At 70.2% G+C, this 14,902-nt stretch carries 13 protein-coding genes; 6 read left to right on the plus strand and 7 right to left on the minus strand.

What is annotated here, in order from left to right; genetic code table 11:
- Nucleotides 1-119: 119 nt before the first annotated feature.
- Complete coding sequence (locus Tbon_RS14440; protein ID WP_158067554.1) at nucleotides 120-1,316, minus strand: flagellin N-terminal helical domain-containing protein; 1,197 nt, start codon at nucleotides 1,314-1,316, stop codon at nucleotides 120-122.
- Nucleotides 1,317-1,606: 290 nt separating this feature from the next.
- The gene (locus Tbon_RS14445) at nucleotides 1,607-3,130 is read right to left on the minus strand and encodes a flagellin N-terminal helical domain-containing protein (protein ID WP_318655374.1); all 1,524 of its coding nucleotides are present in this window, start codon (nucleotides 3,128-3,130) and stop codon (nucleotides 1,607-1,609) included.
- Between Tbon_RS14445 and Tbon_RS13905 the strand changes: the two genes are divergently transcribed.
- The gene (locus tag Tbon_RS13905; protein WP_192497894.1) at nucleotides 3,120-3,260 is read left to right on the plus strand and encodes a hypothetical protein; all 141 of its coding nucleotides are present in this window, start codon (nucleotides 3,120-3,122) and stop codon (nucleotides 3,258-3,260) included. The two genes, Tbon_RS14445 and Tbon_RS13905, sit on opposite strands and share 11 nt — an antisense overlap.
- A 124-nt stretch (nucleotides 3,261-3,384) precedes the next feature.
- On the plus strand, nucleotides 3,385-3,597 hold the full coding sequence (locus Tbon_RS09915) for a hypothetical protein (protein WP_158067556.1): 213 nt from the start codon (nucleotides 3,385-3,387) through the stop codon (nucleotides 3,595-3,597).
- Between the two features lie 6 nt (nucleotides 3,598-3,603).
- On the opposite strand, the gene rpe is transcribed toward Tbon_RS09915, so the two are convergent.
- Nucleotides 3,604-4,269 (minus strand): ribulose-phosphate 3-epimerase, encoded by a 666-nt coding sequence (gene rpe, locus Tbon_RS09920; protein ID WP_158067557.1) that lies wholly within the window; start codon nucleotides 4,267-4,269, stop codon nucleotides 3,604-3,606.
- 63 nt (nucleotides 4,270-4,332) lie between these two features.
- Between rpe and Tbon_RS09925 the strand changes: the two genes are divergently transcribed.
- From Tbon_RS09925 to radA, 4 genes are read left to right on the plus strand one after another with little or no spacing between them, the layout of a single operon-like run.
- Nucleotides 4,333-5,172, plus strand: a complete 840-nt coding sequence (locus tag Tbon_RS09925) for a DegV family protein (RefSeq protein WP_158067558.1) — start codon at nucleotides 4,333-4,335, stop codon at nucleotides 5,170-5,172.
- On the plus strand, nucleotides 5,169-7,619 hold the full coding sequence (recG, locus tag Tbon_RS09930; RefSeq protein WP_158067559.1) for an ATP-dependent DNA helicase RecG: 2,451 nt from the start codon (nucleotides 5,169-5,171) through the stop codon (nucleotides 7,617-7,619). The genes Tbon_RS09925 and recG overlap by 4 nt, the downstream gene beginning before the upstream one ends.
- Before the next feature lie 25 nt (nucleotides 7,620-7,644).
- Entirely contained in the window at nucleotides 7,645-9,054 is a 1,410-nt protein-coding gene (locus Tbon_RS13910; RefSeq protein WP_192497895.1) for a hypothetical protein, read from the plus strand.
- 25 nt (nucleotides 9,055-9,079) lie between these two features.
- Complete coding sequence (gene radA, locus Tbon_RS09935) at nucleotides 9,080-10,513, plus strand: DNA repair protein RadA (protein WP_192497896.1); 1,434 nt, start codon at nucleotides 9,080-9,082, stop codon at nucleotides 10,511-10,513.
- On the opposite strand, the gene rodA is transcribed toward radA, so the two are convergent.
- Genes rodA through mreC form a run of 4 tightly spaced genes read right to left on the minus strand, consistent with a single transcriptional unit; the run spans nucleotide 10,436 to nucleotide 14,878 of the window.
- Complete coding sequence (rodA, locus tag Tbon_RS09940; RefSeq protein ID WP_158067561.1) at nucleotides 10,436-11,599, minus strand: rod shape-determining protein RodA; 1,164 nt, start codon at nucleotides 11,597-11,599, stop codon at nucleotides 10,436-10,438. The genes radA and rodA overlap by 78 nt on opposite strands.
- Nucleotides 11,596-13,524 (minus strand): penicillin-binding protein 2, encoded by a 1,929-nt coding sequence (gene mrdA, locus Tbon_RS09945; protein WP_158067562.1) that lies wholly within the window; start codon nucleotides 13,522-13,524, stop codon nucleotides 11,596-11,598. Before mrdA ends, rodA begins: the two co-directional genes overlap by 4 nt.
- Nucleotides 13,521-14,045 (minus strand): hypothetical protein, encoded by a 525-nt coding sequence (locus Tbon_RS09950; protein ID WP_158067563.1) that lies wholly within the window; start codon nucleotides 14,043-14,045, stop codon nucleotides 13,521-13,523. The genes mrdA and Tbon_RS09950 overlap by 4 nt, the downstream gene beginning before the upstream one ends.
- Nucleotides 14,042-14,878, minus strand: a complete 837-nt coding sequence (mreC, locus tag Tbon_RS09955; protein WP_158067564.1) for a rod shape-determining protein MreC — start codon at nucleotides 14,876-14,878, stop codon at nucleotides 14,042-14,044. Before mreC ends, Tbon_RS09950 begins: the two co-directional genes overlap by 4 nt.
- Nucleotides 14,879-14,902: the final 24 nt, after the last annotated feature.

Below are 14,902 nucleotides of genomic sequence, written 5' to 3' on the forward strand. Positions count from 1 at the left end.
GGGGGCCGGCCGGTGACTGGACGGTGAACGCGCCGTCGCGTGCCCGCTCCAGGACAAACCGAGGCGCCCCTCCCGTCATCGCAAGGGGCGCCCACGGCGTTACCGGCCGGGCCGGCTGATTACCGGAGGAGGCTCAGGACTGCCTGGCTCGACTGGTTCGCCTGCGCCAGGACCGCCGTGCCCGCCTGCTGCAGGATCTGGTTGCTGACCATCTGCGTCGAGAGCTCGGCGACATCGGCGTCGCGGATGCGGCTCTCGCTGGCGGTGAGGTTTTCGACGGCGACGCCGAGGCTGTTGACCGTATGCTCGAGGCGGTTCTGGGCCGCGCCGAGGTCGGAGCGGCGGGTGTTGAGGGTGGTGATGGCGGTATCGATCTGGGTGATGAACGCCTGGGCGGCGGCGTTGGAGGCGACGATGGTGGAGGCGGAGGTCCAGTTGACGCCGCCGCCGGTGAGGAGGTTGAGGCCGGAGGCCTGGGTGGCGCGGACGTCGTTGAAGGAGACGTTCATGACGTCGTAGGCCGTCGTATTCGCGCCGACCTGGAGGGCGGCAGCGCCGCTGCCGGTGACGACGATGGTGTCGTTCGCGGCGGAGGTGAGGTCCGTGCCGATGTCGTCGGGGTCCGTGACGCCGGCCGTGGAGGCGAGCTTGATGGAGATGCCGAGCTGGTTGAAGTTGAGGGTTTGGGTGCCGTTGGCGGCGATGGCGGAGACGGTAATCTGCTGGGCCTGACCGTTGGGGCCTGTGAGGGTGAGCTGGTCGGTGGTGGCGTTGTAGGTGAACGTGTAGGTGCCGGGCTTGGCGCCGGCGACGTTGATCTCGGTGACGATGGCCTGGTCGACGGCGTCGTTGACAACGAGGTCGTTGGCGGAGGTGCCGCCGAGGACGCCGGTGAGGGCGCCGGTGAGCAGGTTCTGGCCGTTGAAGTTGGTGGCGTTGGCGATGCGGTCGATTTCGTTGCGGAGCTGGATGAGCTCGGTGCCGATGGAGGTCCGCGCCGCCGTGTCGTACGTGTCGTTCGCGGCCTGGACGCCCAGCTCGCGCATGCGCTGGAGGATGGAGTGGATCTCGTCCATGGCGCCTTCGGCGGTCTGGATCATGGAGATGCCGTCCTTGGCGTTGCGGATGGCCTGGCTGTTGCCGCGGATCTGGGCGCGCATCTTTTCGGAGATGCCGAGGCCGGCGGCATCGTCGGCCGCGCGGTTGATGCGGTAGCCGCTGGAGAGCTTCTCCAGCACCTTCCCCATCTTCGCTGCCGTGATGTTGAGGTTGCGCTGACCGTTCAGGGCAGCAACGTTCGTGACGATCGAAGACATCCTGCGTCTCCCCTTCTCGTTCTGCCGGGATGCCCCCGGCCCTGCCCCGCGTGTGGATTTGGGCAGGTGTGACGCCTTGGGTATCGGCCCCGTCACGAACGATTAGGGGTGCAGCACGGGAACTGCCGGGGATACACCGGTGGAGATTGCGTGCCCCGGGTGGACGCCGCGTGACAATCGCCCATCCCGGCCATCCCCGCGGCCCGGCCCCGGCCCCCGCGCACGGAAACGGGGAGGTCACCTGGCGTGACCTCCCCGTCCCGGGAGAGCGGCCTCGATCAGGTCGCGGATTAGCCCTGGAGCAGCTTCAGCACCGCCTGCGGCGTCTGGTTCGCCTGCGCGAGCACCGCCACGCCCGCCGACTGCAGGATGTTCTGTGCCACCAGGTCGCTCGAGAGCTCGGCAATGTCCGCATCCCGGATCCGGCTCTCGCTCGCCGTCAGGTTCTCCACCGAGACGCCCAGGCTGTTGATCGTGTGCTCGAGCCGGTTCTGCGCCGCGCCGAGCGTGCCGCGCCGGCTGTTCAGCGTCTGGATCGCCCCGTCCAGCGCGCTCATCAGGTTGTGCGCATCCTGGATCGTCTTCACCACCTGGTCGCCCAGCGTCGTAATCAGCCCCGATGACCCGCCCAGCTTGTACGCCGGCGAACCCAGGTTCTCGCTCAGCATGCTCACGAACTCGAGCTGCAGCGTGTCCGGCACGTTCGCCCCCACCTGGAGCGTCGACGTGTTCCCCGTTCCCTGGATGATGATCGTGTTGTCCGTCGGGCCCGTCAGGTCCGTGATGACCTGCGCGGCCGTCCGCCCCGCCGGCCCCGTCTGCAGCGTCACGCTCACCCCGAGCTGGTTGAAGTCGAGCGTCCGCGTCTCGTTCGGCGCCATGTTCGTGATGGTCAGCGTCTGCGAGGTCCCGTCCGCCCCCGTCAGCGTCAGCTGCCCCGCGCCGGGCGACGTAAACGTGTAGGTCTGCGGCCGGGCCGTCGTTGCCGTAATCGTCGTCGCCGTCAGGCCGTTGATCGAAAGGTTCTGGTTGCCGCCCACCGCCATGTCAGCGAGGAAGCTCGTCCAGCTGTACGGGTTCGGGTCGGTCGTAATCGTAAGCGTGAACCCGTTCGTGAACACCACCGACCCCGCCGAGCCGCCCGCGATCGACGAGCCCGAGGCGAAGCCCGCCGCCGTCGCCACCAGCGTCCCGCTCGCGCTGCCCAGCCTCATCTCGAGCACCCCGCCGTTGTTCACAAACACGTAGTCGCCGGCCGGTGCCGTGGAGAATGTGACGGTCCGCGTCCCGCCCGAGGGCAGCGGGTCGCCCGAGACCAGGTGAGTGCCGGTTGCGCCGGCGTTCGCGTACCCGATCGTCTCGCCCTGGACCAGGTTCGTCCCCGCGACGCCTGCCGCAACGCTCGAAAGCGCGCCGGTCAGCACCTTCTGCCCGTTGAACTCCGTGCTGTACGCGATCCGGTCGATCTCCTTCCGCAGCTGGACAATCTCTTCGCCGATGCTCGTCCGCTCCGGCCCGTTGTCCGCGTACGTGCCGTTCGCCGCCTGGACCGCCAGCTCGCGCATCCGCTGGAGGATGGCATGGACTTCGTCCATCGCGCCTTCGGCCGTCTGCAGCATCGAAATGCCGTCCTGCGCGTTCCGGAGCGCCTGCTTGTTGCCCCGGATCTGCGCCCGCATCTTCTCGCTGATGGCGAGCCCCGCGGCATCGTCCGCCGCCCGGTTGATCCGGTAGCCGCTCGCCAGCTTCTCCAGCGTCTTCCCCATCTTCAGGCCCGTCCGGGCAAGGTTCCGCTGCCCGTTGATGGCGCTCACGTTCGTCATGATCCGGGTCATCGTCGTTGCCTCCTCCGGGTTCCCCCGGTTCGTGATTGCTCCCGGCGAGGTTGCCGCCCTCCCGGGCTTCTATGGTGACAATCGGGTGAACACGGTGGACATTGAGTGACAAGCCGCCCGTCCCGCCCAAAATCAGGGTTTGCCCCGATCGTCCCCAAAGCCGCGGCCGTTCGCCCGCACCCGTGCGCCCCGCCTGTGTCATCATGGAGGGACACCCGCCGACGGAGGTCCCCATGCGCACCACAGACGACTGGATCGCCCGCCACGTCCCGGATACGCAGGAAGCCATCCGCCAGGCCCTCGAGATCCTCGACCGCTACGGCTACACCGCCGCCGACCTCGACTACCTCCTGTACGAAGGCCAGGTCACCGAGCACGATGCCGAACTCGAGGAGGCGATCGGTCTGCTTGCCCGCCTCCGCGAGGCCGGCATCAAAATCGGCTGAGCTCCCTTACTCGCCGCTCGCCGCCCGCCGGAGTTCCGCCAGGTTCTCGGCCACGCTCCTCTCCGCGTTGTAGACCGACGACCCGCACACCAGCACCGTGGCCCCTGCCCGCACACAGGCGGCCGCGTTGTGCGCTTTCACGCCGCCGTCGATTTCGATGTCCGCCCGAAAACCGCCTGCGTCCAGCCGCCGCCGGATCTGGGCCACCTTCTCCAGCTGCCGGAGAATCATCTGCTGGCCGCCCCAGCCCGGGTTGATCGTCATCACCATCACTTGGTCCACGTCCGGCAGCGACTCCTCGATCGCCGCCACCGGCGTCCCCGGGTTGATGCACACGCCCGCCTTCTTCCCCAGCCGGTGAATGGCGTCGATCGTCCGGTTGATGTGCGGCGACACCTCGATGTGCACGTTGATGATGTCCGCCGTGTCCGCAAACTGCTCGATCAGCCGCTCCGGCTCCACCGTCATCAGGTGGATATCGAACGGCAGCGAGGTCACCTTCCGCAGCGCCTCCACCACCAGCGCCCCAAACGTGATGTTCGGGACGAACCGCCCGTCCATCACGTCGAGGTGCAGCATGTCCGCCCCGCCTGCCTCGGCCGCCCGCACCTCGTCCGCCAGCCGCCCGAAGTCTGCCGTCAGGATCGACGGCGCCAGCTTTACCGTGACCATGCCGCCTATTCTACCCCCGGATCTGCAGGCCTTATACTCTCCCGCATAGGCGCCTGAACATTTATGACCGTTCGCATCGTCACCGATTCCACCTGCGACCTCCCCCCTGACCTGGTCGCCGCGCACGGCATCACCGTCGTGCCGCTCACCGTCATCTTCGGCGACGAGGCATTCGAGGACGGCGTCACCATCACCCCCGCCGAGTTCTACCAGCGGCTGCGCACCTCCTCCGTCCTTCCGCGCACCAGCCAGCCCCCGGTCGAGCGCTTCCAGCAGGCCTACCGCACCGCCGGCGCCGACGGCGCCGATATCGTCTCCATCCACATCTCCTCGAAGCTCTCCGGCACGCTCAACTCCGCGTCTGTCGCCCGCGAGACCCTGAAGCATGACCTCCACATCGACCTCATCGACTCCTACAACGTCAGCGTCGGTCTCGGCCTCATCGTCCTCGAAGCCGCCCGCGCAGCCGCGCAGGGAGCATCCCTCCCCGAGGTCGTCGCCGTCGCCCGCCGCGCCATGGACCGCGTCACCGTCCTTGTTGCCGTCGATACCCTCGAATATCTCCAGCGCGGCGGCCGCATCGGCCGCGCCCGCTCGCTCATCGGCTCGATCCTCAGCATCAAGCCCATCCTCACGGTCGACCAGGGCGAAGTCGCTCCCTTCGAACGCGTCCGCACCCGCGCCCGCGCCTGCGCACGCATCCTCGAGCTTGCCGCCGCCATGCCGCGCGCCAAAGAGCTCTTCATCGCCCACGGCGACCTCCCCGCCGAAGCCGCTGCCGCCGTCGACCAGCTCCGGCCCCGCCTGCCCCACACCGCCCTCCACACGGCCTACCTTGGGCCGGTCGTGGGCACCTACACCGGCCCCGCCGCCTTCGGCGTGGCCGCCCTCGAACGCGAATGACCGCCCCTCGCACCCTCGACCCCGCGCGTCTCCGCCGCGTCTTCGAACTCGAACGGCAGGGCGGCTGCAGGAACACCGCCGTGATCGGCGGCCTCGACCGCTTCCTCGTCCAGCTCGCCGAAGACGGCCTCCTCCGCGGCACCCCGCTCGCCGAGGCCGCGCGGCAGCTGCCGCCCGGCGGCTACCGCTCCCTCCCCCCGGACAAGCGCGAGCGCTGGGTCGATGCCGTCCTCGCTGCCCTTGCCGGCGGCGCCCCGCGCCTGCCATCCGCCGCGCCCAACGCCGTCCCTGCCCGCCAGCGCGCCGCCCGCCCCGCCGCCCCGCCCCCGCCGCCTCCGCCCCTCGGCCCCGCCTCCCCGCTCACCGACCTCCCAGGCGTGAGCCGCGCCGTCGCCGCACGCTTCGAAAAGCTCGGCGTCACGACCGTCGGCGACGCCGCATTCCTCTTCCCCCGCCGCTTCAACGACTACACCAACCTCCGCCGCATCGCCGACCTCGAGCCCTCGTCCGCGCTCCAGACCATCGTCGCCGACGTCCTCGAGGCCGCGGAGTTCAGGGCCCGCGGCCGCCTCCGCGGCACCCGCGCGCTCGTCTCCGACGGCTCTGCGGCCCTTCCCGTCATCTGGTGGAACGCGCCCTACGTCGCCCGCAACCTCAACGCTGGCGACCGCCTCGTCCTCGCCGGCCGCGTCCGCAGCTACCGCGGCCGTCTCCAGCTCGAGAACCCCGAGTTCGAAAAGCTCGAGCGCGCAGGCGATAGCTTCGCCCGCCTCGAGCCCGTCTACCCGGCCACCGCAGGCCTCGGCCAGAAGACCATCCGCGCCGTCGTCGCCCGCGCCGTCGATGCCGTCGCCGACAGGGTCGCCGACCCGGTGCCGGGCTGGCTGCGCGAACAGGAGCGCATCCCCGGCATCGCTGCCGCCATCCGCACCTACCACGCGCCGGCGAAACCCGAAGACGCCGAGCACGCGCGCCAGCGGCTCGCGCTCGGGGAGCTCCTCGCCGTCCAGTGCGCCGTCCTCCTCCGCCGCGCCGAATGGCAGCGCAGCGCCGACGCTCCCTGCCTCGACCTCGGCCCCCTCCGCGAGCCGTTCGTCCGCAGCCTCCCGTTCCCGCTGACCCGCGCCCAGCAGCGCGCCCTCGCCGAAATCGAACGCGACCTCCGCGGCCCCAGCCCCATGCTCCGCCTTCTCCAGGGCGACGTCGGCTCCGGGAAGACCGTGGTGGCGTTCGCGGCGATGCTCGCCGCCGTCGCTTCCGGGCACCAGGCCGCCCTCATGGCCCCTACCGAAATCCTCGCCGAGCAGCACTACCGCTCCCTCGCCCGCCTGCTCGGGAGCGGCGACCTCTCCGCCCTCGACGGCGTGTTCAGCCCGCCCTGGCTCGGCCGCAGCCTCCGCGTCCTCCTCGTCACCGGGTCGCTCACCCCGGCCCAGCGCGCCCAGGTCCGCGGCGATGCCGCCCACGGCGGCGCCGATATCGTCATCGGCACCCACGCCCTCATCGAGGACGACCTCCAGTTCCCCCGCCTCGGCCTCGCCATCGTCGATGAGCAGCATCGCTTCGGCGTCATGCAGCGGGCCCGCCTCCGCCAGAAGGGCCGCAACCCGCACCTCCTCGTCATGACCGCAACGCCGATCCCCCGCACCCTCGCCCTCACCGTCTACGGCGACCTCGAGGTCTCGACCCTCGACGAGCTCCCCCCCGGGCGCCAGCCCATCCGCACCCGCTGGTACCGCCCCGACGAACGCCCCGACGCCTACCGCTTCCTCCGCAAGCGCCTCGACGCCGGCGAACAGGTCTACGTCATCTGCCCCCTCGTCGAGGAATCGGAAACCCTCGACGTCCGCTCCGCAGAAGAGGAGTTCGAGTACCTCCGCAGCGGCCCGCTCGCGGGCTACGCCGTCGAACTCCTCCACGGCCGCATGTCCGCCCGCCAGAAGGACGATGTCATGACCCGCTTCGCCCGCAACGAGGCCCAGGTCCTCGTCTCCACCAGCGTCATCGAGGTCGGGATCGACGTCCCCAACGCCACGGTCATCGTCATCGAAGGCGCCGAACGGTTCGGGCTCAGCCAGCTCCACCAGTTCCGCGGACGGGTCGGCCGCGGTGAAAAGCAGAGCTATTGCCTTCTCTTCTCCAGCGAAGAAGACCCCGGTCCCGACGCCCGCGAACGTCTCAACGCCATGTGCGAAACCACCGACGGGTTCGCCATCGCAGAAGTCGACCTCCGCATGCGCGGCGAAGGCGAAACCTGGGGCCGCCTCCAGAGCGGCACCAATACCATGCTCCGCGTCGCCCGCCTTACCGACCGCGACATCCTCCTCCGCGCCCGCGAACTCGCCGCCCGCGTGCTCGAACGCGACCCCCGGCTCGAACACCCCGAGCACGCCGCCCTCGCTGCCGCTGTCCGGCCCTTCCTCGACCGTGCCGCCGAAGCCAACTGAGCCCCCGTCCGGTATGCTGCCCCGGATGCGCCGGCGGCTCACGAGCGGGGCAACGACGAACTGGCCGCTGCTGCTGACGCTCGCAGCCGCCGTAACCGCCTTCGCGCCTGCGCTCGCGTCTCCGTTCTGGCTCGACGACTACTTCTACCTCCTCGCCGCCCGCGAACTCTCCACCCCCGCGTACGTCCGCGCCGCCTTCACACCCTGGGGCAGCGAGCCGCTGCTTCCGTTCACCCGCGATTTCTGGCGGCCGCTCGCCTTTCTCTGGTTCGAACTGCTCCAGCCGCTTGCAGGCGGAAACCCGCTGCCCTATCACCTCCTCGTCCTCGCCGGCCATCTCGCGGCCGTCGTCCTCGTTTGGCTCGTCGCCGCCCGCATCGATGAGCGCCGCGCCGTCCGCACAATCGCCGCCGGCATCGTTGCCGTCTATCCCGGGACGTACCAGGCTGTTGCCTGGATCTCGTCGGTCAACAGCATCGCCCTCCCGCTCGCGCTCGGCGCCTGGCTCGCCTTCCTCCACGGCACGGACCGCCCGGGGGAGGTCCGCTGGCGGCCCGTCGCCCTCGCGGCCCTGCTCCTCGCCCTCGCCGTCATGACCCGCGAATCCGGCTGGGTCGCCCTTCCCGTCATCGCTGGCTGGCACCTCGCAGTCACCTGCCGGTGGCAGCTCCGGAGCCGCTCTGCCTGGCTGCCGCTCCTCCCCTTCGCCGCCCTCGCCGTCGCCTACGCCGTCATCCGCACCCGCGTGTTCACCGAGCCGCTCGCCAACCCTGAGATCTTCGACTGGGGCAGCCACGCCTGGCGCAACTACCGCACCCTCCTCGAACTCCTGCTTTTCCCCTTCCGTGAACGGCTGGAAGGCCTTCAGGGCTGGCGGAAGCTGCTCCAGGAACTCTCAGTCCCGGTCATCCCCCTGCTCGCCGTCGCCTGCGCCCTGCTCGGCCGCTGGCGGCCGGCGGTGCTCCTCGCCGGGGGGCTCATCTCCCTCCTCGCCGTCGCCCCGAACCTCCTCGGCATCGGCCCCCGCTACCTCTACTTCACCGTGCCGTGGGTCGCCCTCGGGCTCGCCATCGTCGCAGCCGACCTCCTCGCGCTCCTGCCCCTCCGCCTCCGCCCCGCTGCGCCAGCAGTCGGCATCCTGCTCCTCGGCTTGACCACCTACGCAACGTTCGACCGCGTCGACGAGTGGACCGCCTGGGGGCCCGGCCAGCAGCAGCAGTGGGTCGACGCCCTCCGCGCCGAATACCCTGCGCTCCCGCCCGGCGCGACCGTCTACTGCACGGGCAACGTCCCCGGCTGGCTCACCCTCTTCGACGGGGTCAATCTCGCCCCTGCGGTCCGCTGGTACTACCCGGAAGCCGCCGGCGCTGTCTACCTCCCGTCCGGCATTCGCCCCGAACTCGGCCCCGCAGACGTCCTCTTCGTCGCGCCCTGACGCCGGCGGCCCCTATACTCGCCGGGTGCCCCGCACCGAACGCGGCTACCGCTGCTCCTCCTGCGGCTGGACGACCGTCGCCTACGTCGGCCGCTGCCCCGGCTGCCAGGCCTGGAACACCCTCGAGCCGTTCGCCGAAGCCCCCCGGGGGACCGCTGCCTCCCGGCGCCCCGGCGCCGCTGCACCGGCCGCCTCGCTCGTGCGCCTCGGCGACGTTGAAGGCGATACCGCCGAACGCCACGCCACCGCAATCCCCGAATTCGACCGCGTGCTCGGCGGCGGCATCGTCCCCGGCTCGCTCATCCTCGTCGGCGGCGACCCCGGCATCGGCAAGTCCACCCTCATGCTCCAGGCCGCCGCCAGCCTCGCCCGGGGCGGCCTCCGCGTGGCCTGCATCTGCGGCGAAGAGTCGCCCCGCCAGGTCCGCATGCGCGCCGAACGCCTCGGCGTCGCCGATGCTCCCGTCGACCTCATCGCCGACCCCTCCCTCGATGCCGCCCTTGCCGCGGCCGAGTCCGCCGGCGTCGACGTCCTCGTCGTCGATTCCATCCAGTCCGTCACCGTCGAAGGGCTCGAATCCCGCGCCGGCGGCCCCGCCCAGCTCGCCGAAGCCGGCGCGCGCCTGCTCGCCTTCGCCAAGGGGACCGGCACCGCCACGCTCGTCACCGGCCACGTGACCAAGGGCGGCGAGGTCGCCGGCCCAAAGCTCCTCGAGCACCTCGTCGACGTCGTCCTCTACTTCGAGTCCGCCGAAGGCGGCGTCCTCCGCCTCCTCCGCGCCGTCAAGAACCGCTTCGGTGCCACCGACGAGCTCGGACTCTTCGAAATGACCGGCGCCGGCCTCCAGAGCGTCGAAAACGCCAGCGCAGCCTTCCTCGCCCCGCACGCCCCCGGTGCCTCCGGCTGCGCCATCACCGCCGTCATCGAAGGGTCCCGCCCCCTCGCCGTCGAGGTCCAGGCGCTGGCTGTCCCGTCCGCCCTCGCCGCGCCGCGCCGCATCGCTGCCGGCATCGAACCCGCGCGCCTCCACCTCCTCCTCGCCGTGCTCGCCCGCCGCGGCGGCATCCCCGCTGGCGCGCTCGATATCGTGGCCAGCGTCTCCGGCGGCCTCCGCCTGCGCGACACCTCCGCCGACCTCGCCATCTGTCTCGCCCTCGCCTCGGCCATCCACGACCGCCCCCTCCCGGCCGGCACCGCCTTCCTCGGCGAACTCGCACTCTCCGGCGCCGTCCGCCCCGTCCACCAGGCGAACCGCCGCCTTGCCGAGCTCGCCCGCCTCGGCCTCCGCGGTGCGGTCGTCCCGGCCGGCACCGCTGCCGTTGAAGGGCTCCAGCTCACCCGGGTGGCCTCGCTTGCTGACGCGCTCGAACGGGTGGGGCTCTCAGGTCTGCCGGTACGAGCGGTGCCGCATCACGATGCTCTGCAGCAGCCCCAGCGAGGCGAACAGGCTGACCAGTGACGACCCGCCCTGGCTGACAAACGGCAGCGGGATGCCCGTCACCGGGAACAGGCTCACGTTCACCGCAACGTTGATGAACGTCTGCATCAGGATCAGCATCGTGATGCCCACCGCAATCAGCTGCCCCGCCGTGTCCCCGGCCAGCTGCGCCGCCCGCACCCCGCGCATCAGCAGCAGGATGAACAGCGCGAATACCACCATCGCGCCGGCGAACCCGAACTCCTCGCCCAGCAGGCTGAAGATGAAGTCCTTCGTCGAAACCTTCAGGTACTCCAGCTGCGTCTGGTCGCCCTGCATGTACCCCTTGCCGAACAGCTGCCCCGAGCCCAGCGCAATCTGCGACTGCAGCACGTTGTAGCCCGCATCCAGCGGGTCCTCGTTCGGGTCGACCAGCACCGCGACCCGCTCCACCTGGTAATCCGCAATCGCGAACGTCCACGCAAACGGCAGCACCGCCACAAAGATCGCGGCCATCACCAGCAGGTGGCTCCGGTTCGCCCCCGCGATCACCACGATCCCCAGCCAGATGCCACCGAACACGATGCTCGTCCCCAGGTCCGGCTGGATGAACACCAGCCCCGCCAGCGGCGCCACAATCGCCAGCGACAGCAGCAGCGAGCGCAGGTCCCGCGCATCGCCGCCATGCTCCGAAAAGAACCGCGCAAGACACAGGATCGCCGCCACCTTCGCAAACTCCGACGGCTGCACCTGCACCGGCCCCAGGTCGAACCACCGCGTCGACCCGTACGCCGTACTCCCCAGCGCGAACAGCGCGACCAGCGAAAGGATGGAAAGCCCGTACAGCAGCCACGCGAAGTGCAGGAACCGGTGGTAGTCCACCCGCGAGACGGCGAGCATCACCGCGATGCCGACCGCCGCGAACAGCGCCTGCTTCGCCACCGGGCTCGCAAGGCTGGTGATCGGCCCGTCGTACCACGGCCGTGACCCGCTGTGAATCAGCGCAAGCCCGCACCCCACGAGCGCCAGCGCGGCGCCCACCATCACGTAATCGAACCGGTCCCAGCCCCGCCAGAACGAGGTCCCCGCCCGGGTGCGCCCGAAGCTGCCGAAGGTCAGGCTCGTCACCGGCGCACCTTCTCCATGTAGTAGTCGATGATCTTCCCGGCCACAGGCGCAGCCTTGTCGCCGCCGACGCCGATATCGAAGTACACCGTCACCACGATCTCCGGGTCATTGTAGGGCGCGAATCCCGTAAACCACGCGTGCTGCGACTTCGTGCCGTCCGGTTTGAAGAACTCCGCCGTCCCCGTCTTCCCGGCCACCGTCGTCCGCGAACTTGCGGCCCGCGCCCCGGCCCCGTACTGCACCGAACCCAGCATCCCCTCGCGCACGACCTGCAGCCACCGCGGGTCGACATCCACCTTCTCGCCTTCCGGCGCAATCGTCCGGACCACCTTGCCGTCCGGCCCGATGACCGCGTCCGCCACGTGCGGCACCGGAAGCGTCCCGCCGTTCGCAATTGCCGCCGTCATCCGCGCAATCTGGAGCGGCGTCGCCAGCACATCCCCCTGGCCGATCGCTGTGTTGTAGGTATCGCCCAGGAACCACTCGTTCTCGCCCGGCGCGAAGCCCTGGCCCACCTTCGTCCGCCGCTTCCATTGCGGGTCCGGCACGCGCCCCGGCGATTCGCCGAACAGGTCGATGCCAGTCGGCTTCCCGAACCCGAACTTCCGCGCCCACGCGGCCAGCACCGCCCCCGAGGTCTCCACGTCCTTCCCGAGCCCGCGCTGCCGCTCCAGGTCGCCGCCCGCCGTCAGAAAGAAGAACACGTTCGATGACCAGGCGATCGCCGTCCGCACATCCATCAGCATGTTGTGGCAGCGCCAGTCGGGGTAGTTGTAGATGACGTCGTTCTCGCCCTTGATGTCGAGGCTGCAGCCGATCTGGAACGCCGTGTTCGGTGTGATGCTTCCCTCCGCCAGGCCGGCCGTCGCCGTCACCAGCTTGAACGTCGAACCCGGCGCTGCCGGGTTGAGCGCCTTGTTCAGCAGCGTATACGTGACAGTGTCGGCCTGGATCCGCCGCAGCTCGTCCGCCCGCCGCTCCGCATCCGCGTAGATGTTGTTGTCGTACGTCGGGATCGAAACGAGCGCATACACCTGCCCGGTCTTCGCGTTCATCACCACCGCCGCCGCCTGCTTCGCATCGCCCCAGCCGGTGCCGTTGTCCTTCATCGAGGCCTCGAGCAGCTCGGCCACGTACTGCTGCAGCCCGGCGTCGATGTTCAGCCGTACCGTATTCCCCGGGACCGGGTCCTGCTGCCCGATGAGGGTGATGAGCTTCCCCTGCGCATTCTGCTCTGCTGCCGTGTACCCAATCTGCCCGCGCAGGTCCGCCTCATACCACGCTTCGATCCCGTCCTTCCCGACCGGCTCATTCAGCTGGTACCCCTTCCCGCGCAGCTGCTTCGCCTCCTCCGCCGTCTGCGGGCCGATGTACCCGAGGATGTGGGAGAAGGCCGGCCCCGCCGTGTACTGCCGCCCCGGCGTCACCTCGAGGCTCACCCCCGGCAGGTCCGACGATGCCTCCTCCAGCGCCAGCGCCGCCTCCCGCGGCAGATTCGTCGCGATCCGGATGGCGATGTAATCCCGGCCGGCCGCGATCGCCTCGTCGACCTTCGTCTGCACCTCCAGCGGCGAAACCCCGATCAGCTCCTGCAGCCGCAGGTAGATCCGGTAGCGCGCCTCCGGCGACGCCGGCAGCATCTCCGGCAGGATGGTCGCCGCGTACACGCCAACGTTCTTCACCAGCGGCTCGCCGTTCCGGTCGGTGATGAGCCCCCGCGTCGGCAGGATGTTTTTCCGGACGATGTGGTTCTCCCGCGAACGCTGCGCGAACTCCTCGCCCCGCAGGATCTGCATGTCCACAAGCCGCACCGTCAGGATGGCGAAGAGCAGCAGGATGAACGCCCGCAGGACCCCCACGTTGCCGTGCGGCCGGTTGCGGGATGGTCCCGCAGGAGTGCGCAGCCCTTCACCCAGCAGGCTCATAGGTGCGCGAAGTACCTCCCCCGCTGCAGCCGGAACCCGCTCCCAATGAGCCCCGCGAGCCGCAGCGGCACATAGCAGAGCGTGAGCACCACGATATCAAGCAGCAGCCCCGGGAGCAGCACCTCGGCCGCAAGCGCCCCGAACAGCGCCGGCGCACCGCCGAGCATCGCACCGATGGCAAGCACGGTCCGTGCCAGCATCCCCGCACCGGCAGCCATGAGGTACGTCCGCGCCGCATGTCCTAGCGGGAGCGGCCCATCCTCGAGCGCCGCACCGAGCGGCAGCACCGGAAGGTAGGCCAGCAGCAGGAGCCCGGCATCCCGGTCCGCCAGCATCCCGTGCATCAGGGCCGCCAGCGGCGTCAGCACCATCACCGGTACCGGGCCGCTGAACGCCGCAACGAGGCAGAGGCTCAGCAGCACCAGCTCCGGCACCGCCCCGCCCACCGGGAAGAGCGGCGCTACCGTCACCTGGGCAATCGCCGCCCCAAAGACCAGCGCGAACAGCGCAAGCCCCCTCACGGCCCCGCCTCCAGGTCCAGCCGCTCCGGCACGAAGCTCATCAGGACGAGCACCGTCGTTGCGGTGCCCAGCCGCGTCAGCGGTTCCACCCGCACCTTCGGGAACAGGTCCTGCGTCGTGCCCTCCACTGACGTCACGGTGCCGATCGGAATGCCGTACGGGAACGCACCCCCGAGCCCGGCGGTCACGATCGTGTCGCCCACCTTGATGTCGCCCTGCGCCATGTCGAGCGTCAGCGTCCGCCCCGGGTTGCCCCGCAGGATGCCGTCGGCCCCTTCTCCGCCCAGCACCGCCGCCCGCACGTTGCTCCGCGTGTCGGTAATCAGCCGGACGAACGACCGCGTCGGCGTCACCCGCGTTACCGTGCCCATCAGCGACCCCTGCGTCGACGTCACCACCATCCCCTTCACGATACCGTCGTTCGAGCCTCGGTCGATCGTGATGACGTCAGTGAACGGCGAGCTGTCGCGGTGGACCACGTTCGCCGCCAGCCGCGACTGGGAGGTGTCGCCCTGCGCCAGCCCGAGCGCTGCCTCCAGTTCCTTGATCCGCTGCGCGTCCTGCTGCCGCTGCGCCAGCTCATTCCGGAGCCCTTCGTTCTCGACGCGCAGCCGCGCGTTCTCGGCGCGCAGGTCGTCGACTTCGCCCGCGCTGGAGAGCAGCCCCGCAACAGGGCGGAAGATGCCGCCCAGCACAGCCTCGAACGGCGCAGTCACCCGGAGAAAGGCGCCCTGCACCGGGCTCAGCACGCCGACCTGTCCGGCGATTCCGAGCAGAATCGCCAGCCCGACCATGGCTCCGAGCCACCACGAGTACCGGTTCAGGATGAGCATGACGGTCCCTCGAGGCGCACGGCG

This window comes from Tepidiforma bonchosmolovskayae (assembly GCF_008838325.1).
GTDB classification, from domain to species: Bacteria; Chloroflexota; Dehalococcoidia; order Tepidiformales; family Tepidiformaceae; genus Tepidiforma; species Tepidiforma bonchosmolovskayae.

Bases quoted from the DNA above. Each gene is read 5' to 3' on its own strand.
- Tbon_RS09925 (WP_158067558.1), top strand. From the start codon at position 4,333: ATGACCGTTCGCATCGTCACCGATTCCACCTGCGACCTCCCCCCTGAC.
- Tbon_RS13905 (WP_192497894.1), top strand. From the start codon at position 3,120: ATGGCGCTCACGTTCGTCATGATCCGGGTCATCGTCGTTGCCTCCTCC.
- Tbon_RS09915 (WP_158067556.1), top strand. From the start codon at position 3,385: ATGCGCACCACAGACGACTGGATCGCCCGCCACGTCCCGGATACGCAG.
- Tbon_RS14440 (WP_158067554.1), bottom strand. From the start codon at position 1,316: ATGTCTTCGATCGTCACGAACGTTGCTGCCCTGAACGGTCAGCGCAAC.
- Tbon_RS13910 (WP_192497895.1), top strand. From the start codon at position 7,645: ATGCGCCGGCGGCTCACGAGCGGGGCAACGACGAACTGGCCGCTGCTG.
- mreC (WP_158067564.1), bottom strand. From the start codon at position 14,878: ATGCTCATCCTGAACCGGTACTCGTGGTGGCTCGGAGCCATGGTCGGG.
- mrdA (WP_158067562.1), bottom strand. From the start codon at position 13,524: ATGAGCCTGCTGGGTGAAGGGCTGCGCACTCCTGCGGGACCATCCCGC.
- rpe (WP_158067557.1), bottom strand. From the start codon at position 4,269: ATGGTCACGGTAAAGCTGGCGCCGTCGATCCTGACGGCAGACTTCGGG.
- recG (WP_158067559.1), top strand. From the start codon at position 5,169: ATGACCGCCCCTCGCACCCTCGACCCCGCGCGTCTCCGCCGCGTCTTC.